The following is a 25384-nucleotide window of genomic DNA, read 5'->3' as shown; positions in this document are numbered from 1 at the left end:
TCAGGCGATCGACGCGAGCAGCTCCCGGCACGCCTCCTCGCACGCGCGGCACGCCTCGGCGCACACCCGGCAGTGCTCGTGCATCCCGGCGTGCTGCTCGCACTCCGCCGCACACACCCCGCACGCCGCGACGCACGCCTGCAGCTGGTTGCGGGTGACCGCCGCGTCGTACCCCGTGTGACGGGACAGCACCGCGAGCGTGGTCGTGCAGATGTCCGCGCAGTTGAGGTCCGTCGTGATGCAGCGGCGCAGGTCGGCCACCATGTCCTCGCCGAGGCACGCGTCGGCGCACGCGGTGCACGTCTGCGCGCACGCCGCCAGCGCCTCGAGCGCGCGGGTCAGCAGGTCGTGGTCCAGGTCGACGTCGCCGGGGTACGAGCGGAGCATCGCGTCAGCCTTCATCAGGGAGTCCTCCTCAGGAGTCGGCGCGCGGCGCTCGGTGCGCCGCGGGTCCTTCGACGCTAGGAGCGACACGGCCGCGCCGCACCTGCGCGCGGGACATCGCCCGGCTCGCTCACCTGGGGTGACCGCGGCCGCTGCTTCGTGGCAGCATGCCTGGGCGTGAGACGACGAGCCCACGGAACAGTGCCAGCTCTCGCCGTCGTCCTGCTCATGGCTGCCGGCTGCGCGAACGGCGATCCGGCGGCACGGGAAGCGTGCGACGAGCCCGAGCTGACGTGGTCGCAGGAGGCGGCGTCGCCAGGAGAGGTGGTGACGCTGCACGGTTCCTCGATGACGACCGGCTGCGCCGGCCCGCCGTCCGAGCCCGACGAGCACGAGCCCATGCGCATCACGGAGGCGGCGCTCATCGTGGACGGTGACACCGTCGCCGCGCCGGCGGTCGCCGCAGGGATCGCCGCGGACGAGGACGGCGTCCTGCAGCTGGAGCTCACCGTCCCGGACGGCGCACCCGCGGGAGCAGCGCTGACGGTCGAGCTCACCGACAGCCAGGGAGCGGTCGTGCGCTCGGACGAGCTCGCGATCGCCGATGCCGACGGATGAGCACGGCGTCGTGAGGTGATCGACCACGCATCCACCGGTGTTCGCGCGTCTGTCGGTTACGCCGATAATGCACATTATGTCATTATGTGGCCGGGACGGCCGCCTCACGCATCACCGGACGAGGTCGCCACCTCCCCTCGAGCATGACGACACGGCCTGCGGCGACGACGCGTCCGACGACGACCTCGCGCGCCTCTGGCGCGGCGCGGCCCACGGAGGCGCCGGCAGCGCCGTCGCCGTCGCCGACCTCGACGTCGACGGCGGCCCGGCATCCGTCGACCGACCTCACGAGCCGGCTCGACGTCCAGCCGGTGACGTCCGCCGGCCCGCGCGTCTCGTCCACGGGCGCTCGTCGCGTGCTGGGCGCGCTGGTCGCCGTGCCGACCGTCGCCGTGTGCCTCGTCCTGATGCTCCTGACGGGTGCCGTCGTCGCCGTGGCCGCAGCCGGCACCTGGGCCTGGCGGACGCTGTCCCCCAGGACGCGCGCCCGGGCCTCGCGTCGCCACGGGCGCCCCACGGCGCGCCCTGCGGCACGGCTCGACCCCGGTGACCGGACCCCGCCGGCGAGCCCGCAGGCAGCGTGTCTGCGCACCATCCAGCCGGGCATGTTCTAGGCTCCCCCAATCGGACATAGCGGCTAAACCATTGTGTTTAGGTCAACACCGTGGTGACGGATCGGGTCACCGCCCCGTCACCCCTCTCGTCGCGGCGTGCGACCGCGGCACCCCGGCTCGCGCGCGCACCGGCAGGTCGACGTCGCCTGCGGTCCACTGCGCGCCACGACGACGTCCCACCAGCACTCCGGCCGACGCTCTCCCGCCGCGGCACCGTCGCACCGGACCCGAGGCGCTCGCGCGCACGCCGCTCCCCCGGCCCCCACGTCGCTGGGCCCCTCACGTCGCCGGCCCCATCTCCCCGAGCACCACGACCCTGCGCCGGTGCGCGTCCTGCGCGAACCCGCGCCGTGGTCTCGGTGGGCGACGTCGCGCGCCATGTCTGACCTGCGGTGTCGGTGCCCGGCCCTACGCTTCCGGTGCCCGCACAGCACGGTCGGAAGGAGCACGGCAGGCATGGTCGCGCCGCCGCACCTCGAGCGCATCACGGTCGCCGAGGCCGCCGACCGGTACCTCGCGTCGGTCGCCAGCCAGACGTTGCGCGGCGTGCTGTCGGCGACCACGCGGCGCAGCTACGAGCGGGACGTGCGCGAGTTCGCGCGGCTCGCCGGGCCCGCACGCGTGCTGGACGACGTCACCGGCGAGGACGTCGACGACGTGCTCGTGCGGTACCAGGTCATGCCCGACCGGCGGTACAGCGACGCCGCCCGCAAGCCGGGCGGTGCCGGCCGCTCCGCGGCCACCGCGAACCGCTTCCGGCAGTCCGTGACCCGCTTCTTCGCCCACGCGGCGCGCGCGGGGTGGGTGCAGGCCGACCCGATGCAGTGGGCCTCTCCCCCGGCGCGGCTGCGCGACGGGCTGCGCGTCGCGCGCACCGCGCTGTCCGCCGGGTCGGCCGCCTCCCTGCTCGCCGTCACCTCGGCCGAGGACCCGACCGAGGGAGCCGCCCGCCGCGACCACGACCTGCGGTTGCGCGACACCCTCGTCGTGGCCCTGCTCCTCGTCCTCGGCCCGCGCGTGTCCGAGCTCGTGCGGGCGACGTCGACGACTTCTCCCGCGACCCCGGCGAGACGCGGTGGCGCATCCACGGCAAGGGCGGGCACGTGCGCACCGTCACCCTCTCCGCCCCGCTCGCCGGCGCGCTCGAGGAGTACCTCGAACGGCTGCGCCCCGTCCTGGCGGCCCGGCGCCCCGACGACCCGGACGCCCAGCGCGCCCTCCTGCTGTCCTGGCGAGGACGCCGGACCGACGCCCAGGCCGTGCGCGACCTCCTGCGCCGCTCCGTCGACCGCATGCCGCCCCAGTACCGGCGCGAGGCGACACCGCACGCCCTGCGCCACACCACCGCGACCCTGCTCGCCGCGAACGGCTGGGACGTCAAGGTCGTCGCCGAGCTGCTCGGGCACGCCTCGATCGCCACCACCGGCGTGTACCTCGACCGCATCGAGGGCGAGCTCGCCGCCGCGATCCGCTCGCACCCGCTCAGCGGCGCCCTGTCGAACGGCGCAGCACCGCCCCACGGGCCGGCCGCCGCGGAGTAGTCTGCGCTGCATGGGCGCGGACCGGCGCGACGGCGGGCTACGGCGGCTCGAGCTCGTCGAGGCCGACGAGCTCTCTCCGACGACGCCGCCCCGCAGCCACCCCCGTCAGGTCCGTCTGCTTCGCCCGCCCCGCCGGGTCACCGGTCGCGGCAGGACGACCGGCCCTCGCGCGACGGCCCGCTGCGCACCTCCCTGCCCCCACGGACCCCGACCCCGGTCGGGCGCCCCGCACGCGCCGGGCCCGGCGCCGCACCGGTGTCGTGGTCCTCTGCGTGGCGGCGCTCGCGGCGGCGTTCGTCGCGAGCAGCCTCTGGCAGTCGTGGTCGGACCGTGCCGCGCTGCTCGGCTCCGCCGGCGGCGTGTCCTCGCTCGCGACGGCACCCGCGCCGGCGTGGGAGGCGGACGCGTCGGGGTCGGTGCTGTGGGCGGTCGGCGACGTGCTCGTCGTCGCCCGCGGGGACGCTCTCGCCGGTCTCGCGCAGGACGACGGCACGCTCGTGTGGACCACGCCCCTCGGCGGGCCGGCGCGCTGCGCGGCGCCGGGCGACGACGCGTTCCCCGGCGCGCGCGCGGGCGGGCGGACGTGCTCGTGTGCCTGACCGGGGACGACCGCGACCCCGAGGCGTGGGTGGTCGGTGCCGACGGCGTGGTGGCGACGCGTACGGCGCTGGGTGCGCAGCTCGGGCAGTCGGTGGTCGTCCCCGGCGGGGTGCTGCGCTGGCAGCGGACCGGAGGCGAGCTCGCCGTGGCGCTGCAGGACGCGGCCGACGGGTCGGTGCTGTGGCGCGCGACGGCGGCGCCCGACGACGTCCCGCGCGAGGGCATGTGCCGGCCGCAGGTCGCGGGCACCGCGGCCGCCACCGTCGAGCACGGCCTGCTCGTGGTGCGCGGCTGCCGCCTGAGCGCCGTCTTCACCCCGGACGGGGACCGCCTGGACGACCCCGGTCCGGCCGTGACCGTCCAGGTGGTGCCGTCCGGGGACGGGACGTACCTGCGCACGACGACGGCCTCGTCGTCCGGTGCGGTCGAGACGACGCAGCTGGTCCGCACCGACGGCTCGGTCGACCGCATCGTGCCGGGGCGCCCGCTCGTGCCGCTGGCGACGGACGGCACGGCCGACCCGACCCGGCTGCTGTCGGTGCCGAGCGGGGTGCAGGCCCTGGACCCGTCCGGGACCGAGCGGTGGACGACGAGCGGCACGGTGTCCCGGGTCCTCGTCGTGGCGGGCGGCACCGCGGTGCTGGACCTGGGCTACGTGGTGCGGGGCGTGGACCTGGCCTCGGGCCGCACCACGTGGTCGTTCGAGCGGGACAGCCTCGGGACGGTCGACGCGGTCGTCGGGGCCTTCACCGACGGTGACGTCGCCGCGCTCACCCTGTCCGCGCTGGAGGACGCCGGGTCGGGCCGGTTCGTGGCGCTCGACCTCGAGGACGGCGACGTCCTGTGGGACGAGCTGTACGCGGGCGACCCGGGTGCCTTCCGCGCGGTCGGCGGCCGCCTCGTGCACCTCGACCCGGCCGCCGAGCGGCTCGTCGCCTACGGGTGAGGCGGTCGGCGGGGGTCGGGAGGGCCGCACGCCGGGGGCGCGACGCAGGTCACCTCGGGCGCCCGTCGCGCCGCCCTGGCGCCGCGCACGCCTGCCGCTACGGTGAGCACGTGCGAATCCTCACCGACGGGTCGTGGCGCGCGGCGCGCCGTCTGCTGGTCCGCGGGTGCGTGGCGGCCGCCGCCGTCCCGGTGACCCTCGCGGGCGCGCTCGTGGTCGCGGACGCGGTCCGTCGGCGCCGCAACGCCGTCGAGGCGTCCTTCCCCCGCTCGCAGCCCGACGCCGTCGAGGTCGCCGGGACGACGACCACGCTCTACACGTTCGGCGACGACCTGTATCGCGCGATGCTCGACGCGATCCGCGGGGCGCAGCGCTGCATCCTGCTGGAGACGTACATCTGGAAGGGCGACGCCGTCGGCGCGGAGTTCAAGCAGGCGCTGGTCGACGCGAGCGCGCGGGGCGTGGACGTCTACGTCATCTACGACGGCTTCGCGAACCTCGTCGTGCCGCGCGCGTTCTTCGACCTGCCCGCTCCCGTCCACGTCATCCGCTACCCGGTGTTCCGTCCCGGCGTGCTCATGCTCAACGTGCGCAAGTCCGGGCGGGACCACCGCAAGATCCTCGTCGTCGACGACGAGGTCGGCTTCGTCGGCGGCTACAACATCGGGTCCCTGTACGCGACGCAGTGGCGGGACACCCACGTGCGGCTCGAGGGGCCGAGCGTGTGGGAGCTGCGCAACGCGTTCGTGGACTTCTGGAACGCCAACCGGTCGGCCGACCAGCCGGTCCTGGCCGACCCCGGTTCGGTCCACTGGGAGCCGCGGCTGCGCGCGGCGCGCAACGCGCCGGCGCACCTGGTCTTCCCCATCCGCGGCCTGTACCTCGACGCGATCGACCGCGCGAGCTCGCACGTGCTCATCACGCAGGCGTACTTCATCCCGGACCGGGAGATCCTCGCGGCGCTCCTCGCGGCCGCGGCGCGCGGCGTCGACGTGCGTGTCCTGGTGCCCGAGCGGTCGAACCACGTGCTCGCGGACTGGCTCTCGCGCGGCCTGTACGAGGAGCTGCTGCGCGGCGGCGTGCGCATCCACCTGTTCCGCAGCGCGATGGTGCACGCCAAGACGGCGACGATCGACGGCCGGTGGACGACCATCGGCACGGCGAACATCGACCGCCTGTCCCTCACCGGGAACTACGAGGTGAACCTCGAGATCACCGACCCGGACATGGCCGAGCAGATGGAGAAGGTGTTCGAGGTCGACCTGACGAACACCCGCGAGCTCACGCTCGAGGAGTGGGAGTCGCGGCACGTCGCCGCGAAGCTGGGCGAGGTCATCCTGTCGCCGCTGTGGCCCCTGCTGTGATCGGCGGTCAGCCGTCGCGCCGGGTGCCGGGCACGTCGAGCGACTCTCCCGGGCGCAGCGGCCGGTAGTCGTACGTGCCGCCGGTGCGGGCCTCGCCGAGCAGCCGGTCGACGAGCCCGCGGCCCGCCGCGGACAGCACCGCGTCGTGGACGGGCACGACGACGCGCGGGTCGACCGCCCGCACCACGTCGATCGTCTCGGCGAGCTTGAGCCAGGGGGCCGCCACGGGCGCGAGCAGCACGTCGAGCCGTGCGCCGACGAGCGGGTCCAGGACCCCCGGGGCGCCGGGCACGTCGAGCGAGTCGCCGGGGTGGTGCACCGTCGTGCCGTCGGCGCGCAGCAGGTAGGTGACGTTGGCGACGCGCGGGACGTCGCGGTGCACGACCGCGTGCTCCCCTCCCCCGACGAGGACCTCGACCCCGTCGAGGGTGAGCCCGTCCCCGGGGACGACGACGTGCACGCGGCCGGCGTCGTCGCCGGGCAGCGCACGCCGCACGGCGGCGGCCGCGTCGTGCGGCGCCCACACCTCGAGAACGGGCCGGGCGCGCAGCGCGTCCGTGAGGACCGCCACGTCGACGTGGTCCGGGTGCTGATGGGTGACCAGGACCGCGGTCGCGTCCCGCAGCGCCGCCCCGGCGTCGCTGAGCGTCCCGGGATCGACGACCACGGCGGCGTGGCCGTGGTGCAGCGTCACGCACGAATGGCCGTGATGGACGAGGCGCACGCGTACTCCCGGGAACGACGGGCGCCGGTACGGCGTCCCGCCCGGCGTGGGGTCAGCTCGCGGAGCGAGCCCGACGGCGCTGGGCCAGCTCGTCGTGCGGACCGTCCTCGACACCGGCCTCGTCGTCGAGGGACTCGGTGGGCAGCTCGGACAGCGTGCCCTCGACCTCGCGCCAGACCCGACCCACCGCGATGCCGAAGACGCCCTGGCCGCCCTGCACGAGGTCGACGACCTCGTCCGGGGACGTGCACTCGTACACGCTCGCCCCGTCGCTCATGAGGGTGATCTGCGCGAGGTCCTCGACGCCCCGCTCGCGCAGGTGGCCGACGGCGGTGCGGATCTGCTGGAGGGACACGCCCGTGTCGAGGAGCCGCTTGACGACCTTCAGCACCAGGATGTCGCGGAAGCTGTAGAGGCGGTGGGAGCCCGACCCGCTCGCCGGCCGCACGGTGGGCTCGACCAGCCCGGTGCGCGCCCAGTAGTCGAGCTGGCGGTAGGTGATGCCGGCTGCCCGGCACGCGGTCGGGCCGCGGTACCCGGTCGCCAGGTCCTGCTCGGTGATGTCCTCCCCGAAGAGGAGGCCCTGCGCACCTTGTGGGAGCCTCGCCCCGGAGCCGACGCTCGCCTCACCGCTGCTGTTCACTGTCGCCTCCTGGGATGATGTCGTCGTCCACGCTATGGGCGCCGGAGGGGGTCGTCAACGACCGACGGGCGGACGCGCTGCGCGTGTCGCGGACTGGCTCGGACCAGGCCGCACGGGGTGCCTCACTCGTCGGTCGTGAAGTCCTCCGGTGTCACGTTCTCGAGGAAGTCGCGGAAACGCTCGACCTCCTCCTGCTGCGCCACGTCCACGACCTCCACGCCCGCCGTGGCCACGACCTCGGCCGAGCACAGCACCGGGCTGCCGGTGCGCACGGCGACCGCGATGGCGTCCGACGCGCGCGAGTCGAGACGGCGCCCGTTGCTGAGCACGAGCTCGGCGAAGAACACGCCGCCGTCGAGGGCGACGATCTCGGCGGCCTCGAGACGCACGTCGACGGCCTCGAGCAGATCACGCAGCAGGTCGTGCGTCATGGGCCGCGGGGTCGGCAGCCCGGCCTGCGCCATCGCGATCGCGCTGGCCTCGCGCGGGCCGATGACGATGGGCACCACGAGGTCGGACGCGCCGTCGAGCAGCAGCACGACGATCTCCTGGTCGCGCTGCTGCTGGCGCACCCCCAGGACCTCCACGGGCACCATCGGCACGTCCTCGCTCACGCGTCCACGGTACGCCGGGCGGCGGCGTCCGGCAGCGGCTGCGGGCACCTCGAGGCGCTCGCGGCGGCGAGGGCTCAGCGGGTGAGGTCGTCGACGCCCTGCCGGACGAACACGGTGTGCAGGCGCGCGCAGAGCTCGCCGATCTCGGTCGCGAGGCTGTCGGCGTGGGCGCGCGCCGACGCCGTCTGCTGGCTGCGCCAGGGCGCCACGACCTGCTCCACGAGGTTCACGTGCCGGTCGGCGGCGGTGCGCAGGGTGCGCAGGTGCCGTGGCTCGATGCCGTACTCGGCGAGGCCGGCGGCGATGACGACGACGTCCAGGGCGTGCGCGTCGAGCTGCCCGCCCGTCGTGGGGTGCAGCACGCCCGCCGCGACGAGCCCGTCGACGAGGGGACGCTCGACGCCGGCCGCCGCGGCCAACGTCTCGACCGTGTACCGCCGCCGCACCGGCCCGGCGTCGCCGTCCGTGGTCGCCAGCCGCGGCACGGGCGCCTCGTAGTCCGCGCCGGAGTCGAGCGCGGCCAGCTTGTCCTTGATGACCCGCAGCGGCAGGTAGCGGTCGCGCTGCTCGACGAGCACGTAGCGCAGCCGTTCGACGTCCGCCGGGCTGTACTGGCGGTACCCGGCCGGGGTGCGCACCGGTTCGATGAGCCCCTGCTCCTCGAGGAACCGCAGCTTGGAGTGGCTGACGTTGGGGAACTCGGGGCGCAGGGCGCCGAGCACGTCGGAGATCCGCATCGTCGCGCGGCGCGAGATCCCCTGCGGCCAGGGCTCGTGGGCGCCTCGCCCGGCTCGGGTGCGTGCGCGGCGCCGGTGGGCACGCTCACGACTGCGGGGCCGGGCCGTCCGTCGCGGGGCCGGCGTGCCGGCTGGCGTGGAAGGTGAGCCGGTACTTGCCGATCTGCACCTCGTCGCCGGTGGCGAGCACGGCGGCGTCGATCCGGCTGCGGTTGACGTACGTGCCGTTGAGCGAACCGACGTCGCGCACGACGAACCGGTCGTCCTCGCGCACGAACTCCGCGTGCTTGCGGGAGACGGTCACGTCGTCGAGGAAGATGTCGGCGTGCTCGGAACGGCCGGCGACGGTCCGCTCGGCGTCGAGGAGGAACCGCGAGCCCTGCCCGGGGCCGCGCTGCATGATCAGGAGCGCGGAGTGGCGCGGCAGCGCCGCGACCGCCGCGTGCTCCTCCGGGCTCAGCCCGCCGGGCTGCACGCCCTCCTCGGCCGGCGCCTCGATGCGGCCGAAGCTGATGGTCGTGTCGCCCACCCCCCGGTTCGGCACCTCAGGACCGCCTGGGACTGTCATCTCGCCTCCTCGGGGCTGTCGGCACGGCGTGCGCTGACCTCGGTCGTCACGCGTCGGGAGCGTCCGCTCCACGCCGAGAAACTACTACATGCGCAGGTCATGCGGTGCACACGACGCGGTCATCCCAACCTACCGGGTGCGGCCGCGCACCGGTAGCGCCCGGGCTCGCCGACGCGTCGGTGTCGCGCGCGGGTCACTCCTGCGCGGGCACGGGGGTCGCGTACTGCGGGGTGCTCGGCTCGCGCGTCGCCGTGACGGCGACCTCGTCGAGCTGCCGGATGGTCGTGCGTGCGCCGTCCGAGCGCAGGGAGGCCATCGCCCCGCCCGGGATCTCGAGCGCGGTCTCCAGCGTCGAGGGGTCGCCGATCACCGTCCACCGGTACGGCGACGCGATCACCTGCCCGTCGACGACCACGCCCTCGGCCGAGTCCTCGAAGTAGCTGCTCGCCACGAGCCGCACCCCGTTGACCTCCATCGCCTCCGCGCCGGCGTTGCGCAGCTCCTCCAGCACGTTGAAGAGCAGGAACGCGTCGAGGGGCGCCCCGCTCTCGGCGACCTCGATCTCGACGCCCGGCCCCTGCGCCGGCAGACGGCCCGAGAGGATGCCCTGCGTCTGCTGCTGCTCGCGCGCCACCTCCAGCGCGGCCCGCTCGCGGCCGGACCCGGAGCGCAGCTCGTCGCGGGTGGCGCGCAGCGACGCGACCTGGTCCTCCAGCTCCCCGGACCGCTGCGTGACGTCGTCCAGCAGGCGCACGAGGTCCGTCTGCCGCAGGCTCGACAGCTGGTCCTCCTGGGTCTGGCTGACCTGGACGACGAGCGCGAAGCCGAGGAGCGCGCACAGCACGCCGACGACGAGCTGGGACCGGTTCGCGCGCGGGCGCAGCGCCTGCGCGAGGCCGCGGAGCCCGCCCGGCTCCGGCAGTGTCGGGGCGCCGTGCCGCCCGTGCGCCGCGGCGGGGCGCGCCGGCGCGCGCTCCTCGGGCGTGGCGGGAGCCATCGGCGGTGCAGCGGGCGCGTCGGCGGCGGAGTGGTCCTCGGCGTCCGTGCGGTCGTCCGACGGCGCGTCGGTCGGCGCGTCGGCGGGGGTGTCGGTGACGTCGGGCCCGGAGGCGGACGTCGCCGCCGTGACGGCGTCGCCGTCGGACGGCGCGGGCTGATCCTCCTGGGGCGCGGGGGCCGTGGCGCGCTGCTCGCCCGTGGCGCCGGTGGGTTCCGCAGCGGCGCCGTCCCGAGCGTCGACCTCGGTATCCGCGCCTCGGAATCCGGGGCCTCGAACGCCGGGGATTCGAAGGCCGGGACCTCGGGACCGGCGTCGCCGGCGGCGGGCTCGGTGGGGTCGGTGGCCGGGCTCGCCGCGGCGTCGTCCCCGCCGTCGTGCGTGGCGGGTGTGGTGGAAGCGGGGTCGGTGGCGTCGCCGACCGTGTCGGCGGTGGCGTCGTCGGGGGGCACCGGCACGGTGGTGGCCTCGTCGGCGGTGCCGTCGGGCTCGGGGGGCGGGGTGGGGCGTGGTGAACGAGGCACGGTCAGGCCTTGAAGATGTGGCGGCGGATCGCGGCCGCGTTGGAGAAGATGCGGATGCCGAGGACGACGACGACGGCGGTGGACAGCTGGCTGCCGACGCCGAGCTGGTCGCCGAGGAACACGATGAGGGCCGCGACGACGACGTTCGACAGGAACGACACGAGGAAGACCTTGTCGTCGAACAGCCCGTCGAGCATCGCGCGCAGGCCGCCGGAGAGCGCGTCGAGCGCGGCGACGACCGCGATCGGCAGGTAGGGCTGCAGCGAGACGGGCACGGTGGGTTGCAGCACGAGCCCGGCGACGACTCCCACGACCAGTCCGACGACTGCGATCATTCGACGTTCTCCTGCCGTTCGACGCGGGTACCGGTGCCGTCCCCGAGGTCCGGCTCGCCGTCGGAAGGACCGCCGCCGCCCGGGTTCGGGTCGGAGTCTACGGGCGCGCCGGGGACGTCCGCGAAGTACAGCGTGGGGCTCGGGCGACCGGGGATCTCGAGGCTGCTCTGCGCGGTGGTGCTGGACTGGATGCCGTACTGGCTGCTGAGCAGCCGCAGGTAGTCCGAGGCGCCTGTGCGGACGAGGGAGGTGCGCAGCGCGTCCGCGTCGCCGATCGCCTCGACGTGGTAGGGCGGGACGAGCGGCTGGAGGTCGACGAGGACGGCGTCGCCCGCGGCGCGGATCGCGGACAGACCGGTCAGCCGCTGATCGTTGATCGCGACCGCCTCGGCGCCGCCGGCCCACAGGCCGTTGACCACACGCTGCAGGTCGGAGTCCTTGACGAGGGAGTCGGAGCTGTCGTCGTCCGGGTCGAGACCTCCGCCCCCGTCGTCGAGCGTCACGACGACGCCCGGTCCCTCGACCGCCCGGGACCCGGTGAGGACCCCCTCCTGCTGCAGGCCCTCGAGCACCTCGCCGCCGCCCGCGCCCAGCGCCTCGTCCTGGAGCTGCTCGATCTCCGCGGACAGCGCCCGTCCTCGCGTCGCGAGCTCGTCGGCGTCGGCCTGCCGGTCGGTGATCTCCTCCTCGAGCGTCTCGCGGGCGGCGAGCACGGCGGGCTGCGGCGCGCGCAGGTCCACCGCGGCCGCGGCGGTGACGACGCCGAGCGTCACGGCGAGCGCGGCGAGCGCGACCGCGCTCGGCGCGGCGACGCCGGGGCGCGCCCTGCGCGGCCCGCCGTGCGGCCGCGTCGGCGTACCCGGGGTCGAGGGGGCGATGCATGACCTCGTTGAGGAGCGTCATGGACGCGTCGAGCGGAGGGCGGCGCGCGGGCCCTTCGCGTCCCGTCGAGGGGCCGGTCACCGCGCGTCCCCCGCGGGCCCGGGGGCCGCGTGCGGCCGGTCGTCGTCCGCGTCCGCGCCCGCCGTGGTGCCCGCCGTGGTGCCCGCCGTGGTTCCTGCCCTGGTGTCTGCCGCGACCAGCGCGCGCGCCTGGAGCACGTACTGCGCGCCGGCGAGCCAGTACAGCGCGATGCCCCACCAGGTGAACGCCCACCCGGTGACGGCGGCGACGTCGCCCAGCCACCCGGACGCCCCGCCAGGAGCAGCAGGGGGAACGCGTACAGCAGCGCGAACGTCCCCGCCTTGCCCGCGAGACTCACGGGCAGGGGGCCGTAGCCGTGCCGCGCGAGCCAGGGCAGCAGGGCCGCCAGCAGGACGTCGCGCGCGACGATGACGACGACGAGCCACACGGGCACCACGTCGCGCCACGCCAGCCCCAGGAGGGTGACGAGGATGAACAGGCGGTCGGCCGCCGGGTCGAGCACCTGCCCGAGGCGGCTCACCTGGTCCAGCCGCCGCGCGAGCACGCCGTCGGCCCAGTCGGACGCCCCGGACACCGCGAGGACGACGAGCGCCCACACGTCCTGCCCCTCGACGATGAGCACGGCGAACACGGGCACCAGCAGCAGCCGCAGCAGGCTGATGACGTTGGGGACGGTCAGCACCCGGGAGCTGACCTGCTGCCCTGATGCCACGCTCACCGTCCGTGCTCCGTCCCCCCGCCCCGCGGGCCCGCGGCAGGCGCCGCGCGCGACCATCCTACGTACCCGCTCACCGGCCGAGGAGGGCGCCCGCGAACCTCGTCCGGCGGCACGCCCGAATTCACCCGCTCTGCCCCGGCTGCGCCCCTCGTCCCCGCCCGGCCCGGTGGTGGACGTCACCACCCGCGGACCGCGGGGACGGCCGCGCGCTCCGGTAGCATGGTGCGAACCTGTGGAGTTCGTCGCTCGTCCCGCGTGTTCTGTGAGAGTGGCCGGTCCCCCAGCCCTCGGCCGTCGACCGGCGGCGGGCGACCGGCAGGTGTGTTCGGGAGTGCGACCTGCGGAGAACCGACCCGGTGACCGCACGCCACTCCTCATCCCGAACGAACGGTCCTCACCCCGCCATGACTGCTGCCGTCGTCGCGCCCTCGCGCGCCCTCGACACCGCCTCCACCCCTTCCACCCCCTCCGACGCCGCCGCGCACGAGCCGACGTTCACCGAGCTCGGGCTCCCCGCCCCGCTCGAGCGCGCCGTCGCCGACCTGGGGTTCGTCACCCCCTCCGCCATCCAGGCGCAGGCCGTCCCCGCACTGCTGTCCGGGCGCGACATCACCGGCGTCGCGCAGACCGGCACCGGCAAGACCGCGGCGTTCGGGCTCCCGCTCCTCGCCGCGATCGACCCCGCGCAGCGTCACGTCCAGGCGCTCGTGCTGACCCCGACGCGCGAGCTCGCGATGCAGGTCGCCGACGCGATCGAGACGTTCGCCGCGCACCTGCCCAAGGTCGACGTCGTCGCCGTCTACGGCGGCTCCCCCTACCAGCCGCAGCAGCGGGCGCTCGCGGGCGGCGCGCAGGTCGTCGTCGGCACCCCCGGGCGCGTCATCGACCACCTCGAGCGCGGCACCCTCGTCCTCGACGACGTCCGCTTCCTCGTCCTCGACGAGGCCGACGAGATGCTGCGCATGGGCTTCGCGGAGGACGTCGAGACGATCTTCTCCCGCGCCCCGCGCGAGCGGCAGGTCGCGCTGTTCTCCGCGACGATGCCGGCGCCGATCCGCCGTGTCGCCGCGGAGCACCTCGTCGACCCGGTGGAGATCGCCGTCGCGCGACAGTCCTCCACCGTCACGAGCGTGCGCCAGACCTACGCCGTCGTGCCGTTCCGGCACAAGACCGGCTCCCTCGTGCGCGTCCTCGCCACCTCGGACGCGGACGCCGCGATCGTGTTCACCCGCACGCGCGGCGCCGCCGAGGAGGTCGGGTCCGCCCTCGTCGAGCGCGGCATCTCCGCCGCCACCATCTCCGGCGACGTCGCACAGAAGGAGCGCGAGAAGATCGTCGAGCGCCTGCGGTCCGGCGCCCTGGACGTCCTCGTCGCCACCGACGTCGCCGCCCGCGCCTCGACGTCGACCGCATCGGCCTCGTCGTCAACTTCGACCTGCCGGGCGAGCCCGAGGCCTACGTGCACCGCATCGGGCGCACCGGCCGCGCCGGGCGCACCGGTGAGGCGCTGAGCTTCGTCACCCCCCACGAGCGCGGCCGGCTGCGCGCCATCGAGCGCACCACCCGCACCCCGCTCGAGGAGGTGGAGATCCCCTCCCCCGCCGACGTGTCCGCGCACAAGGTGCGCCGCCTGCTCGAGCAGGTTCCCGCGCGCCGCGAGGCCGGGCGCCTGTCGATGTACGCCGACATGGTCCGCGGCTTCGTCGCCGAGCACGACGTCGACCCCGTCGACCTCGCGGCCGCGATGGCGGCGCTCGCGGTCGGCGACGACGGCCCGCGGGCGCGCGAGGAGCAGGAGCGGTTCGAGGCCGAGCGTCAGCAGGCCCGGGAGCAGGCGCGGGCGCGTCGCGACGAGCGCGGGGGCGACCGTCCGCGCGGCGAGCGGGCGTCGGGGCGCCGCGACGGGGACGGTACGCGCGGGATCCGTCGCGACGCGACCGGGACGCGGTACCGGCTGTCGGTCGGCTACACGCACGGCGCGCAGCCGGGCGGGATCGTCGGTGCGCTGACGAACGAGGCCGGGCTCAACGGGTCGGACGTGGGCAAGATCGACATCTTCCCGTCGTTCTCGCTCGTCGACATCTCGGCGCCGCTCGACGCCGCGACGCTGGACCGGATCTCCAGGGCGCGCGTCGCGGGCAAGTTCCTGCGCATCCGCGTCGACGAGGGCGCCCCCGCGGCGCGCAAGGGCCCGCGCGCGGGCTCCGACCGGCCGCGCGGGGGCCACGGCCCGGCGGGCCGCCACGACGAGCGGGACGAGCGCAAGGCCCGGCACCGCGCCGCGCACTGACCGGACCGGCACCCGACCCGCCACCGGCGGGTGCGTGAGAGGCCCCCTGCACGACGCAGGGGGCCTCTGTCGTCACTGGGCGCCCGTGGCGGCCACGACCCGGCGTGCCGCGCACGGCGGCGGTCGGGTCAGCCGGGGCGGTCGTGCTCGGGCGCCTCGCCGTGGGCCTGGACGAGCGCGGCGAGGCGCCGCGCCTCGGCCTGCCCGCGGGCGCCGTCGGCGGTCTGGATGCCCATGACGGCGAGGGTCGAGCCGTCCGCCAGGTCGAGGTGCACCCAGGGGTCCCCGCTGCCCAGGCGCACGGACACGACCTGCGCCCAGTCGAGGCGGCGCGTGTAGATGACGTTGCGCACCGTCAGCCCCTGCGGGCTGGGGACGGCGTGGACGCCGCCGAGCCGCCACAGCAGCCACGCGGCGAACAGGGCGAACACCGCCAGCGAGAGGCGGTTGACCAGCGCCGTCCCCAGCGCGCCGGAGGCGGTGAACCCCACCAGGACGCACCCGCCGACCACGACGACGCCCGTCGCCCACGCGGAGGCGAGGCCGAACCGGGGACGGAACACGCGGTACGGGTCATCGCCGGGCGACCCCGCCGGCTCGCGCGGGTCGGCGTTCATCGCCTCACGCCGCCGGCTCAGAGGCGGGACGCGTGGATCCGCGTCACGAGGATCGCGCGCGCGCCCACGTCGTACAGCGCGTCCATGACCTGGTTCGTGCGGTCCCGGCGCACCATGGCTCGCACCGCGGCCCAGTCGCGGTCGTGCAGCGGCGACACCGTCGGCGACTCCAGGCCGGGCGTGATCGCCACGGCCTGCTCGACGAGCGAGACGGGCACGTCGTAGTCCATGAGCACGTACTGGCGAGCGGTGAGCACGCCCTGCAGTCGCCGGCTGAGCACCTCCACGCCCGGCGGGACGTCCGCCTCCGCCACCGCGCGCGGGCGGATGAGCACGGCCTCCGACACGAGGATCGGGTCGCCGAACACCTCCAGGCCCGCACCGCGCAGCGTCGTGCCCGTGGACACGACGTCCGCCACGACGTCCGCGACGCCGAGCTGCACGGCCGACTCGACGGCCCCGTCGAGGTGGACCACCGTCGCGTCCACCCCGTGCGAGCGCAGGTGCTCGCCCACGAGGACCTCGTACGACGTCGCCACGCGCAGACCCTGCACCTGCTCGAGCGACGAGACGGTCCCGGTTGGGGCCGCGTAGCGGAACGTGGACCCGCCGAACCCGAGCTGCATGTGCTCCACGGCGTCCGCGCCGGAGTCCAGGAGCAGGTCCCGCCCGGTGATGCCGACGTCGACCGTGCCCGACCCGACGTACACCGCGATGTCGCGCGGGCGCAGGAAGAAGAACTCGACGTCGTTGTCCGGGTCGGCCAGCACCAGCTCGCGCGAGTCCCGGCGCTGGCGGTAGCCCGCCTCGCGCAGCATCTCGACGGCGGGCTCGGACAGGGACCCCTTGTTGGGGACGGCGATGCGCAGCATGGGAAACCTCGATCAGGAGAGAGTCAGGAGAGCCGTCCGGCGACGGCCGGGGACGAGCGGGCGAGACCGTCGCTCACAGATGCTCGTACACGTCCTGCAGGCTCAGGCCCTTCGCGAGCATGAGCACCTGCAGGTGGTACAGCAGCTGAGAGATCTCCTCCGCCGTCTTCGCATCGCCCTCGTACTCGGCGGCCATCCACACCTCGGCCGCCTCCTCGACGACCTTCTTCCCGATCGCATGCACCCCGGCGTCGAGCTCGGCGACCGTGCCCGAACCGGCAGGTCGCGTCGTGGCCTTCTCCGACAGCTCGGCGAACAGGGACTCGAACGTCTTCACGCGCCCCAGCGTATCCGCCCACCCCCGCACGCCCGGACCGGGTCCGCCCACCGGGCGCCGACCGGTCCGCGAGGTACGTCACAACGACCGCAGCGCCACCACCGTCGCCACGGCCGCCTCCGCCGCCTCCGCTCCCTTGTCCTCCCGCGACCCCGGCAGCCCCGCACGGTCCAGCGCCTGCTGCTCGTCGTCGCACGTCAGCACCCCGAACCCCACCGGCACACCCGTACGGACGCTCACGTCCGTCAGACCCTGCGTCGCCGCCTGGCACACGTACTCGAAGTGCGGCGTACCACCCCGGACCACGACGCCCAGCGCCACCACCGCGTCCGCGCCGTGCTCCACCGCCCGCGCCGCCGCCACCGGCAGCTCGAACGACCCCGGCACCCGCACCTCCGTCACGTGCGACACCCGCGCCGCCGCCAGCGCCCGCCGCGCACCCGCCAGCAGACCGTCCATCACCTCCGCGTGCCAGCTCGCCGCCACCACGACCACCCGCAGCCCCGACCCGTCCACCCGGATCGACGGCGCACCCGCACCGCTCATCGCCCCTCCTCCGTCTCGTCCTCGGCGCCCGCGCCCGACGGCGCCTCCACCGTCTCCAGCAGATGACCCATCGCCACCTTCTTCGTCCGCAGGTACGCCCGGTTGTGCGCACCATGACCCACCTCGAGCCGCTCCGTGCCGACCACGTCCACACCGTGCGCCACCAGACCCGTCACCTTCGCCGGGTTGTTCGTCAGCAACGTCACCCGCGACACCCCCAGGTCCGCCAGCACCGCCGCGGCCGCCCCGTACTCCCGCCGGTCCGCCGGCCACCCCAGCTCCAGGTTCGCCTGCACCGTGTCCAGCCCCGCGTCCTGCAACCCGTACGCCCCGATCTTCGCCAGCAACCCGATCCCCCGGCCCTCGTGACCCCGCAGGTACACCACCGCACCCCCCTCACGGGCCACCCGCTCCATCGCCGCCTGCAGCTGCGGACCGCAGTCGCACCGCAACGACCCGAACGCATCCCCCCGTCAAGCACTCCGAGTGCACCCGCACCACCGGGGCCCGCGAACCCCCCGACGCCGGGTCCGACACCGCGCCCGCCGACGGCACCCCACCGACTTCCCCGCGCCCGGCGTGTCAGCTGCCGGCACCAGCGCCACGTGCTCCGCCCCCGTCCGCAGGTCCCGGTACCCGATCACCCGGAACCGGCCGTGCGCCGTCGGCAGCTCCGCCTCCCCCGTCCGGTGCACCCGCCGCACCGCCCGCGCACGCTCCGTCGCACCACCGGACGCCGGCACCGGGTCGTGCTCACGCCGCCACGCCACGAGATCCGCGATCGTCAGCAGCACCAACCCCTCCCGCTCCGCCAGCGCCGCCGCGTCCCCCAGCCGCATCATCGTCCCGTCGTCGTGCACCAGCTCCGCGATCCCCCCGACCTCGCCCGCACCCGCCAGACGCACCAGGTCCACCGCCGCCTCCGTGTGCCCCGCCCGGTGCAGCACACCACCCGGCACCGCCCGCAACGGCAGCACGTGGCCCGGCCGGATCAGGTCCGCCGCACCCGACGACGGGTCCGCCAGCACCCGCAACGTCCGCGCCCGGTCCTCCGCCGAGATCCCCGTCGACACCCCCGACGCCGCGTCCACCGTCACCGTGTACGCCGTCCGCCGCGGGTCCTGGCTGTGCGGCACCATCAACGGCAGCTCCAGCGCGTCCGCCCGCTCCCCCGGCATCGGCGCGCACAGGTACCCCGACGAGTGCCGGATCGTCCACGCCACCCACTGCGCCGACACCCCCTGCGCCGCGAACACCACGTCCGCCTCGTCCTCCCGGTCCGGGGAGTCCGCCACCAGCACCGGCCGCCCCGCACGGATCGCCGCCAGCGCCTCCTCGACCGTCCCCCGCCGCACCCCCGCGCCCGGCGACGCCCCGGCGCTCGCGGCCGGGGCGTCCCGGTCCGCGCGCCGGGTCACGACGCCGCCCCCGCCGCGAGCAGCCGCTCGACGTACTTGGCGAGCACGTCGACCTCGACGTTCACCTGGCCCCCCGGAGCGAGGTCGCCGAGCACGGTCGCCTCGAGCGTCGTCGGGATGAGCGAGACGCCGAACGTCGCGTCGTCCACGCGCGTGACGGTGAGCGACACGCCGCTCACCGCGACGGAGCCCTTCTCGGCCACGTACCGCAGGAGCGACGCCGGCGCGGAGAAGAGCAGGTCGTCCCAGCGGTCGCCCGGGTCACGGCGCACGAGCGTCGCGACACCGTCGACGTGGCCCTGGACGACGTGCCCGCCCAGGCGGGCGTCCGCCCGGACCGCCCGCTCGAGGTCGACGCGCGAGCCCGCGCGCAGCCCCCCGAGCGTCGTGCGGCGCAGGGTCTCCGGCATGACGTCGGCCGTGAAGGTCCCGTCGCCGGGCAGGTCCCGGACGGTGAGGCACACGCCGTCGACCGCGATCGAGTCCCCCGGCGCGGCGTCGGACGTCGCGAGCGGCCCCTCGACCACCAGGACGGCGTCCGTCCCGGCACCGCCCGGGAACGCGACGTCCCGCACCGTGCCGATCTCCTCGACGATCCCCGTGAACATGCTGTCGTCCCTGCCCTTCATCGAACCGACCTCGACACCGTCAGCACGTCGTCGCCGACGCGCCGTACCTCCACCGTGCGGAACCGCCGTGCGTCCGCGATCGTCCGCGCGCCCAGGTCGCCGACCGCGCGCCGGCCCGCGCCCAGCAGCGCCGGGGCGACGTACGCGTGGAGCTCGTCCACGGCGCCCGCCACGAGGAACGCCGTCGCGAGCGTCGGCCCACCCTCGACGAGCACGTGCCGGACCTCCCGCGCGGCGAGCACGTGCAGCACCTCACCCACGTCGTGCGTGGGCAGGTGCAGGAGCGGTCCGCCGGCACCGCGCAGCCGGGACCGCGGTGGGATGCCTCCGTGGCCGACGACGACCCGCAGCGGCTGGTGCTCCGCGAGCCGCTCGACGCCGTCGTCGCCCGTCACACGCGCCGTGAGCGCCGGGTCGTCGGTCCGGACCGTCCCCGTGCCGACGGCGATCGCGTCGACGGCCGCCCGCACCCGGTGCGCGTGCGACCGCGCCTCGGGGCCGGTGATCCAGCGGCTCGTCCCGTCCTGCGCCGCGACGAAGCCGTCGAGCGTCGTCGCCGTCTTGAGCGTCACGTACGGGGTGCCGCGCCGCACTGCGGTCAGCCACACGTGCAGCAGCGCCGCGCCTTCCGCGGCGCGCAGCCCCCGGGCGACGCGCACGCCCGCCGACCGCAGCACCGCGCCACCCCCGCGCGCGAGCGGGTCGGGGTCGTCGACGGCGTGCACCACCTCGGCCACGCCCGCCGCGACGAGCGCGTCCGCGCACGGTCCTGTGCGCCCCGTGTGCGCGCACGGCTCGAGCGTGACGACGGCCGTCGCCCCCCGGACGTCGACGCGTGGTCGCGCGCCGCCGCGAGGGCGGCGACCTCGGCGTGGGGCGTGCCGGCGCCGCGGTGGAAGCCCTCGGCGAGCACCGTGCGAGGACGAGGGTCGATCGCGTCGGGGGCCGCACCGTCAGGGACGGGTACGGCGGCGTCGTCGGGCGGGGCGAGGAGCACGCACCCGACGCGCGGGTTCGGCCCGTGGGCGTGCCCGCGCGCAGCGAGCTCCAGCGCACGCACCATCGCGGCGTCGATCGTCAGCTGTTGCGGGCCCACGTCACCTCGCACGTCCGGGCACGGGTGCTCCGGGGCGAGGGCGGGCGGCGGGGAGGCAGCGGGCCCGACGGGGCCCACCACGTGCCGTCGCTCACCACGGCGAGGCCGGTGCCCCCTCGGTGCCGGCTCGCCGACGTCGTCGGGTCGCACGCGCCGTGGGGACGGCCGCGCCGCACGTGCTTCCTCCCATCCGGACTGTCACCGTCGGTCCTGGAGTTCCACCAGGTCAACCGCGCGTAGGGCGCGGGTCGCGGACTGTCACCGCCGGCTCGGAATTGCACCGACCCCGGAGCACGTTCGTGCGTACTGCTGCTGCCAGGATGCCACACCGTGCGCGCAGCTCGTGATCGCCCGTCGCCGCGAGGTCTCCCCTCCGGCGACCGGGGGTGATGTGCGCTTGGCACACTATTTCTACTCGAAGAACGAGAGGCGATCGCGGAGCGCCTCGTGCCGGTGCCCGCCGTGACGAGAGACGGCAAGGGCGGCGCCCGTGTATCGGTGCCGCCCCTCCCGAGCCCTCAGTGGGCGTGCGCGCCGTCCGCCAGGTCCCGCAGGGCCTGGATCTCCCCCGGGATGCTCTCCGCCCCGTAGACCGCGGAGCCCGCGACGAAGACGTTCGCCCCGGCGTCCGCGGCCCGCTCGATGGTCGACCGCGACACTCCCCCGTCGACCTGGATCCACACGTCCAGACCGGACTCGCTCACCGCCTCGCGCGCGCGACGGATCTTCGGGAGCGTCCCGTCGATGAACGACTGCCCGCCGAAACCCGGCTCGACGGTCATGACGAGGATCATGTCGATCTCCGCCAGCAGGTCGAGGAACGGCTCGACCGGCGTCGCCGGCCGCAGCGCCACCCCCGCCCGGGCGCCGAGGCGGCGCAGCTCACGCGCGAGCCGCACGGGTGCCGTCGCCGCCTCCGCGTGGAACGTCACCGACGCCGCCCCGGCCTCCGCGTAGGCGGGCGCCCAGCGGTCCGGCTCCTCGATCATCAGGTGGGCGTCGACCGGGACGGGCGACACCTCGGCCAGCCGTTCGAAGACGGGCAGACCGAGCGTGAGGTTCGGCACGAAGTGGTTGTCCATGACGTCCACGTGGGCGTAGTCGGCCGTGGAGATGGCATCGAGGTCCCGCTGGAGGTTGGCGAAGTCGGCGGACAGGATGCTCGGGGCGATGAGGGCGGACATGGGGCCAGCGTAGGGCGCACGGCCGTACCCTCGTCCGGTGGACCACTCCCCTCCCCCGGCGGCCGGGTCGCCCGCGTCCGTCCGTCCCGCCGTCGCGGCGGACCTGGGCCGCGTCGCGGAGATCTTCGCGCCGTACGCGCGCGACACCGCGGTGACGTTCGAGACCGAGCCGTGGGACGTCGCCCGGTGGGCCGCCAAGCACGACGACCTCGCGGGACGCGGCCTGCCGTTCCTCGTCGCCGACGTCGAGGGCGAGGTGGCGGGGTTCGCGTACGCAGGCCCGTGGCGCCCCAAGGCGGCCTACCGGCACACCGTCGAGGACACCATCTACCTCGACCCCGGGTACGCCGGGCAGGGCGTCGGCACGGTGCTGCTCACGGCCCTGCTCGACGCCGCGGCCCGGGCCGGTGCGCGGCAGGTCGTCTCGGTCGTCGCCGACGTGCCCGAGGCGGCGGCGTCCCTCCCGCTGCACCGGCGGCTCGGGTTCGTCGAGGCCGGCCGCCTCACCGCCGTCGGGTTCAAGCACGGCCGGTGGGTCGACACCGTCCTCCTGCAGCGCGCGCTGGACTCTCCGGCCTGAGGCCCGGCGCACCGCGGACGGTCAGGCGTCGGGGAGCTTCGCCGCAGGGCCTGCGTGCGCTGCTCCACGGTGCGCCACGCGTGCCGGTCGACGCCGGGGGTGCGCGGAACGGTCGACGGCGACCAGCGCGTCCGCGAGCGCCTCGAGCGTCTGGCTGACGACGCGGTGGGCGCGGCGTCGGGGCAGGCCCCAGGAGGCGCCTTCGGCGACGAGGTGCTCGCCGGTGAGGGCGTCCATGTCGCGTTCGCCGGCGACGTCCATGGCGAAGACGCGGGACGCGTGCGGGTGGTGCAGGTGCATGGAGACGTCGTAGGCGGGGGCGAGGCGGACGGTGCCGTCGGCGTGGCGCAGCACGGAGATGTTCTTGGCGTGGGCGTCGGTGTTGCCGATGGCGAGGTTGAACGTGGTGAGGGCGAGGAGGGGGTCGGGGCGAGTGCCGTCGTCCTGCAAGGTGCGGGCGATGCGCGCGAGGGACGGCAGTGCGCGTCCGTGCTGGAACTTGCGTTCGGGGTCGCGGGTGTTGAGGCCGAGGCTTGTGCGGTGTCCTCCTGGTGGAGTCGCTGGACGCCGTCGGGGCCGGGGACGCGGTCGTAGCGCGTGACGACGAGGCAGCGTTCGCCGTCGAGCTCGGTGACGTGGGCGTCGACGGTGGTGAGGCCGACACGACGGGCGAGGTCGAGGGCGGCGGCTCGGTGTTGACGAGGTCGGCGGTCGGCGAGTCGGAGGGGCGGGCGGCCTTGAGGATGTGGGTGGTGGGGGTGGTGCCGTGGGCACGGGCCCAGCCGTGGTTGTCGTGGACGAGGGTGATCTTGGGCTCCATGCCGGGCAGGGAGCTCGTGAGGTGCTCGGTGCGTCCGGCGCCGCCGGCGCGGGCGATCGCTGCACGCAGGAGGCGCGCGACGCCGGCGTCGTCGAGGCGTTGGGGCTCGGCACGGTGTGGCGTGGGGGCGGTCCCGTGCGGGAGGAGGACGAGCGCACCGGCGGTGTCGGCGCCGTAGCGGGCGAGGAAGGCGACGGCGTCGTCGGGGTCGACGCCGGCGTCGAGGGCCATCTGCTCGCGGGTGCGACCCTCGGGCATCAGGCCGTCGAGCCACGCGGCGACCTTGGCGGGGTGGGGTGCCTGCTCGGTGGTGTCGGTGGTGGGCAGCAGGTGGGACAGGACGCGGGCGCCGACGCCCCAGCGGTCGAGGGCGCCCGGGGTCCAGGTGAGCTCGACGCCGGGTGCGGTGCGGTCGCCGGCGCGGTGGAGGCGGGCGACGTGGGTGCCGTAGAGCCAGGCGTCGAGGGTGTCGGTCACGGGCGTTCCTCGAGCCGGACGTCGATGCCGAGCTCGTCGAAGATCTCGAAGAGGCGGCGGACGTAGAGGTTCTCAGCACCGTTCTCGAGCTCGGAGAGGTACTGGCGGGTGATGCCGAGGTCGGCCGCGAGCGCCTCCTGGGTGATGCCCCGGTGGCGGCGGACGCGGCGGACGAAGCGGCCGAGGTCGGTGGCGCTGCGGGGGCGGGTCCAGCGGGGTTGGTCCGTGGTGGCCATGCGGTCCTCCGGTGTCGAGATGTTCTGGCGCCGCTCGGGCGCAGGTTATCGCGACACCGGAGGAGCGTCGAGATATCACGACATGGTGCGCCGCAAGAGGGTGATGTGCATGGCGTCGGTACCGTGGACGTGGGGCCACAGCTGGACGTCGGGGCGGTCGCCGAGGTCGATGGTGTCGCGCGCCTCGGGGCGCACGACGTCGCGCACGACGGCGGGGGCGTCGAGGACCTCGACGTCGTCGCGGCGGCGCAGCACGTCGGCGACGACGACCTGGGTCTCGGCCAGGTGCGGGGAGCACGTGACGTAGGCGACCACTCCCCCGGGCCGCACGGCGTCGAGCGCGGAGGCGAGCAGCTCGCGCTGGAGGCCGGTGAGGGTCGCGAGGTCGCCGGGGGTGCGGCGCCAGCGCGACTCGGGACGGCGGCGCAGGGCGCCGAGGCCGGTGCACGGCGCGTCGAGGAGGACGCGGTCGTACGCGCCGGGCTCGTCCCGACCGACGTCGCGCCCGTCCCCGGTGCGCACGGCCTCGACGGCGGAGGTGGGCACGGCCGCGAGCGCCTGGGTGACGAGGCGGGCGCGGTGGGGCTGGACCTCGTTGGCGACGAGGCGAGCGTCGCGCTGCGCGGCGAGGGCGGCGAGGAGGGCGGCCTTGCCGCCGGGGCCGGCGCACAGGTCGAGCCAGCGGGCGTCGGGTCCGTCGAGGGGGGCTGCGGCGAGGGCGAGGGCGACGAGCTGGCTGCCCTCGTCCTGGACGCCGGCGCGACCGTCGCGCACGGCGGCGTAGGCGGCGGGGTCGCCGCCGTCGAGGACGAGCGCGGTGGGTGCCCAGCGTCCGGGGGCGGTGCGCTGGTCGGCGAGCTCGTCGGTGTCGGCGAGGCCGGGGCGGGCGACGAGGGTGACGCGGGGTGCGTCGTTGTCGGCGTCGAGGAGGCGGGCGAGCTCGGCGGGGTCGCGGCCGGTACCGGCGAGGGCGTCGCGCAGGGCGCGCGCGACCCACACGGGGTGGGAGCCGGTGTCCGCGAGCGCCGTGAGCTCGTCGGGGGCGTCGGCGGTGATCGTGGCAAGCCAGTCGTCGAGCGGGGTGCGGGCGACCTTGCGCAGGACGGCGTTGACGAGCTGGGCGCTGCCGGCGCCGGTGCGGGCGCGGGCGAGGCTGACGGTCTCGGAGACGGCGGCGTGCTGGGGCACGCGCATGGCGAGGAGCTGGTGGACGCCGAGGCGCAGGATGTCGAGGACGGGCGGGTCGAGCCGGTCGAGGGGCCGGTCGAGGCAGCGCGCGAGGACGGCGTCGTAGCGGCCGCGCAGGCGCAGGGTGCCGTACGCGAGCTCGGTGGCGAAGCGGCGTCGCGGCCGCGGATGCCGCGTTCGCGCAGGAGCGGGGGCAGGACGAGGTTGGCGTAGGCGTCGGAGCGTCGACCTCGCGCAGGACGT

At 75.6% G+C, this 25384-nt stretch carries 26 protein-coding genes, 8 pseudogenes and 1 riboswitch; of the genes and pseudogenes, 9 read left to right on the top strand and 25 right to left on the bottom strand.

The genetic code is table 11. The annotated features are described in order from the left end of the window. Positions 1 to 402 carry a four-helix bundle copper-binding protein gene (locus BJF88_RS10770; protein ID WP_075828791.1) on the bottom strand — a complete coding sequence of 134 codons (402 nt, stop codon included), beginning with the start codon at positions 400 to 402 and terminating at the stop codon, positions 1 to 3. 183 nt (positions 403 to 585) lie between these two features. On the opposite strand from BJF88_RS10770, the gene BJF88_RS10765 reads away from it, so the two are divergent. Together BJF88_RS10765 and BJF88_RS19615 are read left to right on the top strand one after the other, a co-directional pair. Next, the gene (locus tag BJF88_RS10765; protein ID WP_075828790.1) at positions 586 to 1002 is read left to right on the top strand and encodes a hypothetical protein; all 417 of its coding nucleotides are present in this window, start codon (positions 586 to 588) and stop codon (positions 1000 to 1002) included. 311 nt (positions 1003 to 1313) lie between these two features. Further along, positions 1314 to 1616, top strand: coding sequence for a hypothetical protein (locus BJF88_RS19615; RefSeq protein ID WP_158068924.1), 303 nt, complete (start codon positions 1314 to 1316; stop codon positions 1614 to 1616). A gap of 572 nt (positions 1617 to 2188) precedes the next feature. Here the strand turns inward: BJF88_RS19615 and BJF88_RS22030 are convergent. Further along, positions 2189 to 2533 (bottom strand): hypothetical protein, encoded by a 345-nt coding sequence (locus tag BJF88_RS22030; RefSeq protein ID WP_255371951.1) that lies wholly within the window; start codon positions 2531 to 2533, stop codon positions 2189 to 2191. 186 nt (positions 2534 to 2719) lie between these two features. On the opposite strand from BJF88_RS22030, the gene BJF88_RS22025 reads away from it, so the two are divergent. From BJF88_RS22025 to BJF88_RS10735, 4 genes are all read left to right on the top strand, one after another. Next, on the top strand, positions 2720 to 3157 hold the full coding sequence (locus BJF88_RS22025; protein ID WP_255371950.1) for a tyrosine-type recombinase/integrase: 438 nt from the start codon (positions 2720 to 2722) through the stop codon (positions 3155 to 3157). A 272-nt stretch (positions 3158 to 3429) separates the two neighbouring features. Next, positions 3430 to 3756, top strand: a complete 327-nt coding sequence (locus BJF88_RS19610; protein WP_075828787.1) for a hypothetical protein — start codon at positions 3430 to 3432, stop codon at positions 3754 to 3756. Beyond that, positions 3747 to 4703: a PQQ-binding-like beta-propeller repeat protein gene (locus BJF88_RS19605; protein ID WP_158068923.1), complete on the top strand. Its 957-nt coding sequence runs from the start codon at positions 3747 to 3749 to the stop codon at positions 4701 to 4703. Before BJF88_RS19610 ends, BJF88_RS19605 begins: the two co-directional genes overlap by 10 nt. Before the next feature lie 110 nt (positions 4704 to 4813). Beyond that, positions 4814 to 6067, top strand: coding sequence for a phosphatidylserine/phosphatidylglycerophosphate/cardiolipin synthase family protein (locus BJF88_RS10735; RefSeq protein ID WP_075828785.1), 1254 nt, complete (start codon positions 4814 to 4816; stop codon positions 6065 to 6067). A gap of 7 nt (positions 6068 to 6074) precedes the next feature. On the opposite strand, the gene BJF88_RS10730 is transcribed toward BJF88_RS10735, so the two are convergent. The 6 genes from BJF88_RS10730 to BJF88_RS10705 all read right to left on the bottom strand — a co-directional run bounded on the left by BJF88_RS10730 (position 6075) and on the right by BJF88_RS10705 (position 10350). After that, on the bottom strand, positions 6075 to 6791 hold the full coding sequence (locus tag BJF88_RS10730; RefSeq protein ID WP_075828784.1) for an MBL fold metallo-hydrolase: 717 nt from the start codon (positions 6789 to 6791) through the stop codon (positions 6075 to 6077). A 52-nt stretch (positions 6792 to 6843) separates the two neighbouring features. After that, positions 6844 to 7434: a MerR family transcriptional regulator gene (locus tag BJF88_RS10725; RefSeq protein ID WP_075828783.1), complete on the bottom strand. Its 591-nt coding sequence runs from the start codon at positions 7432 to 7434 to the stop codon at positions 6844 to 6846. 122 nt (positions 7435 to 7556) lie between these two features. Continuing rightward, positions 7557 to 8030, bottom strand: a complete 474-nt coding sequence (locus BJF88_RS10720) for a bifunctional nuclease family protein (RefSeq protein WP_075828799.1) — start codon at positions 8028 to 8030, stop codon at positions 7557 to 7559. Between the two features lie 92 nt (positions 8031 to 8122). After that, positions 8123 to 8785: a MerR family transcriptional regulator gene (locus tag BJF88_RS10715; RefSeq protein ID WP_083649053.1), complete on the bottom strand. Its 663-nt coding sequence runs from the start codon at positions 8783 to 8785 to the stop codon at positions 8123 to 8125. An 85-nt stretch (positions 8786 to 8870) separates the two neighbouring features. Further along, positions 8871 to 9353: an FHA domain-containing protein gene (locus tag BJF88_RS10710; RefSeq protein ID WP_075828782.1), complete on the bottom strand. Its 483-nt coding sequence runs from the start codon at positions 9351 to 9353 to the stop codon at positions 8871 to 8873. A 193-nt stretch (positions 9354 to 9546) separates the two neighbouring features. Further along, positions 9547 to 10350, bottom strand: a complete 804-nt coding sequence (locus BJF88_RS10705) for a DUF881 domain-containing protein (RefSeq protein ID WP_075828781.1) — start codon at positions 10348 to 10350, stop codon at positions 9547 to 9549. On the opposite strand from BJF88_RS10705, the gene BJF88_RS19600 reads away from it, so the two are divergent. Beyond that, positions 10337 to 10510 carry a hypothetical protein gene (locus BJF88_RS19600; RefSeq protein WP_158068922.1) on the top strand — a complete coding sequence of 58 codons (174 nt, stop codon included), beginning with the start codon at positions 10337 to 10339 and terminating at the stop codon, positions 10508 to 10510. The two genes, BJF88_RS10705 and BJF88_RS19600, sit on opposite strands and share 14 nt — an antisense overlap. A 366-nt stretch (positions 10511 to 10876) precedes the next feature. On the opposite strand, the gene BJF88_RS10700 is transcribed toward BJF88_RS19600, so the two are convergent. The 3 genes and pseudogenes from BJF88_RS10700 to BJF88_RS10690 form a co-directional block, all read right to left on the bottom strand. Further along, the gene (locus BJF88_RS10700; RefSeq protein WP_075828780.1) at positions 10877 to 11209 is read right to left on the bottom strand and encodes a small basic family protein; all 333 of its coding nucleotides are present in this window, start codon (positions 11207 to 11209) and stop codon (positions 10877 to 10879) included. Further along, the gene (locus BJF88_RS10695; RefSeq protein ID WP_075828779.1) at positions 11206 to 11982 is read right to left on the bottom strand and encodes a DUF881 domain-containing protein; all 777 of its coding nucleotides are present in this window, start codon (positions 11980 to 11982) and stop codon (positions 11206 to 11208) included. Before BJF88_RS10695 ends, BJF88_RS10700 begins: the two co-directional genes overlap by 4 nt. Positions 11983 to 12168: 186 nt before the next feature. Continuing rightward, positions 12169 to 12815: pseudogene (locus BJF88_RS10690) on the bottom strand (CDP-alcohol phosphatidyltransferase family protein). Positions 12816 to 13255: 440 nt separating this feature from the next. Between BJF88_RS10690 and BJF88_RS10685 the strand changes: the two are divergent. Then, a pseudogene (locus tag BJF88_RS10685) lies at positions 13256 to 15141 on the top strand (DEAD/DEAH box helicase). A gap of 128 nt (positions 15142 to 15269) precedes the next feature. Here the strand turns inward: BJF88_RS10685 and BJF88_RS10680 are convergent. From BJF88_RS10680 to rpe, 9 genes and pseudogenes are all read right to left on the bottom strand, one after another. Continuing rightward, positions 15270 to 15758, bottom strand: a complete 489-nt coding sequence (locus BJF88_RS10680; protein WP_075828778.1) for a PH domain-containing protein — start codon at positions 15756 to 15758, stop codon at positions 15270 to 15272. 17 nt (positions 15759 to 15775) lie between these two features. Further along, positions 15776 to 16630 (bottom strand): ATP phosphoribosyltransferase, encoded by an 855-nt coding sequence (gene hisG, locus BJF88_RS10675; protein WP_075828777.1) that lies wholly within the window; start codon positions 16628 to 16630, stop codon positions 15776 to 15778. Positions 16631 to 16703: 73 nt separating this feature from the next. Beyond that, on the bottom strand, positions 16704 to 16967 hold the full coding sequence (locus BJF88_RS10670) for a phosphoribosyl-ATP diphosphatase (protein WP_075828776.1): 264 nt from the start codon (positions 16965 to 16967) through the stop codon (positions 16704 to 16706). A gap of 78 nt (positions 16968 to 17045) precedes the next feature. Beyond that, complete coding sequence (ribH, locus tag BJF88_RS10665; RefSeq protein WP_075828775.1) at positions 17046 to 17513, bottom strand: 6,7-dimethyl-8-ribityllumazine synthase; 468 nt, start codon at positions 17511 to 17513, stop codon at positions 17046 to 17048. Continuing rightward, positions 17510 to 18352, bottom strand: a pseudogene (ribA, locus tag BJF88_RS23585) (GTP cyclohydrolase II RibA). The gene ribH and the pseudogene ribA overlap by 4 nt, the downstream one beginning before the upstream one ends. Continuing rightward, a pseudogene (locus BJF88_RS23580) lies at positions 18335 to 18808 on the bottom strand (3,4-dihydroxy-2-butanone-4-phosphate synthase); the annotation flags it as partial. The pseudogenes ribA and BJF88_RS23580, both read right to left, overlap by 18 nt. Positions 18809 to 18927: 119 nt before the next feature. Further along, complete coding sequence (locus BJF88_RS10655; protein ID WP_075828797.1) at positions 18928 to 19539, bottom strand: riboflavin synthase; 612 nt, start codon at positions 19537 to 19539, stop codon at positions 18928 to 18930. 17 nt (positions 19540 to 19556) lie between these two features. Then, positions 19557 to 20623, bottom strand: a pseudogene (gene ribD, locus BJF88_RS10650) (bifunctional diaminohydroxyphosphoribosylaminopyrimidine deaminase/5-amino-6-(5-phosphoribosylamino)uracil reductase RibD). A gap of 205 nt (positions 20624 to 20828) precedes the next feature. After that, positions 20829 to 20955, bottom strand: a riboswitch (FMN riboswitch). A 219-nt stretch (positions 20956 to 21174) separates the two neighbouring features. Beyond that, entirely contained in the window at positions 21175 to 21840 is a 666-nt protein-coding gene (gene rpe / locus BJF88_RS10645) for a ribulose-phosphate 3-epimerase (RefSeq protein ID WP_075828774.1), read from the bottom strand. A gap of 37 nt (positions 21841 to 21877) precedes the next feature. Between rpe and BJF88_RS10640 the strand changes: the two genes are divergently transcribed. Next, positions 21878 to 22420 (top strand): GNAT family N-acetyltransferase, encoded by a 543-nt coding sequence (locus tag BJF88_RS10640; RefSeq protein ID WP_075828773.1) that lies wholly within the window; start codon positions 21878 to 21880, stop codon positions 22418 to 22420. A gap of 21 nt (positions 22421 to 22441) precedes the next feature. Here BJF88_RS10640 and BJF88_RS22020 read toward each other — a convergent pair whose 3' ends face one another. From BJF88_RS22020 to BJF88_RS10620, 5 genes and pseudogenes are all read right to left on the bottom strand, one after another. Further along, the gene (locus BJF88_RS22020; protein ID WP_369824572.1) at positions 22442 to 23032 is read right to left on the bottom strand and encodes a HipA domain-containing protein; all 591 of its coding nucleotides are present in this window, start codon (positions 23030 to 23032) and stop codon (positions 22442 to 22444) included. Beyond that, positions 22966 to 23514, bottom strand: a pseudogene (locus BJF88_RS23575) (hypothetical protein); the annotation flags it as partial. The gene BJF88_RS22020 and the pseudogene BJF88_RS23575, both read right to left, overlap by 67 nt. Continuing rightward, positions 23397 to 23717, bottom strand: a pseudogene (locus tag BJF88_RS23570) (HipA N-terminal domain-containing protein); the annotation flags it as partial. The pseudogenes BJF88_RS23570 and BJF88_RS23575, both read right to left, overlap by 118 nt. After that, a complete protein-coding gene (locus BJF88_RS10625; protein ID WP_075828771.1) occupies positions 23714 to 23953 on the bottom strand; it encodes a helix-turn-helix domain-containing protein in 240 nt (79 codons plus the stop codon). The pseudogene BJF88_RS23570 and the gene BJF88_RS10625, both read right to left, overlap by 4 nt. A gap of 75 nt (positions 23954 to 24028) precedes the next feature. Then, a pseudogene (locus BJF88_RS10620) lies at positions 24029 to 25384 on the bottom strand (RsmB/NOP family class I SAM-dependent RNA methyltransferase); the annotation flags it as partial.

It is taken from the genome of Cellulosimicrobium sp. CUA-896, assembly GCF_001942335.1.
In the GTDB taxonomy this organism is placed as follows: Bacteria; Actinomycetota; Actinomycetes; order Actinomycetales; family Cellulomonadaceae; genus Cellulosimicrobium.
The sequence above is the reverse complement of the archived record's forward strand: the minus strand, read 5'-3'. Positions and strand labels throughout refer to the sequence as shown.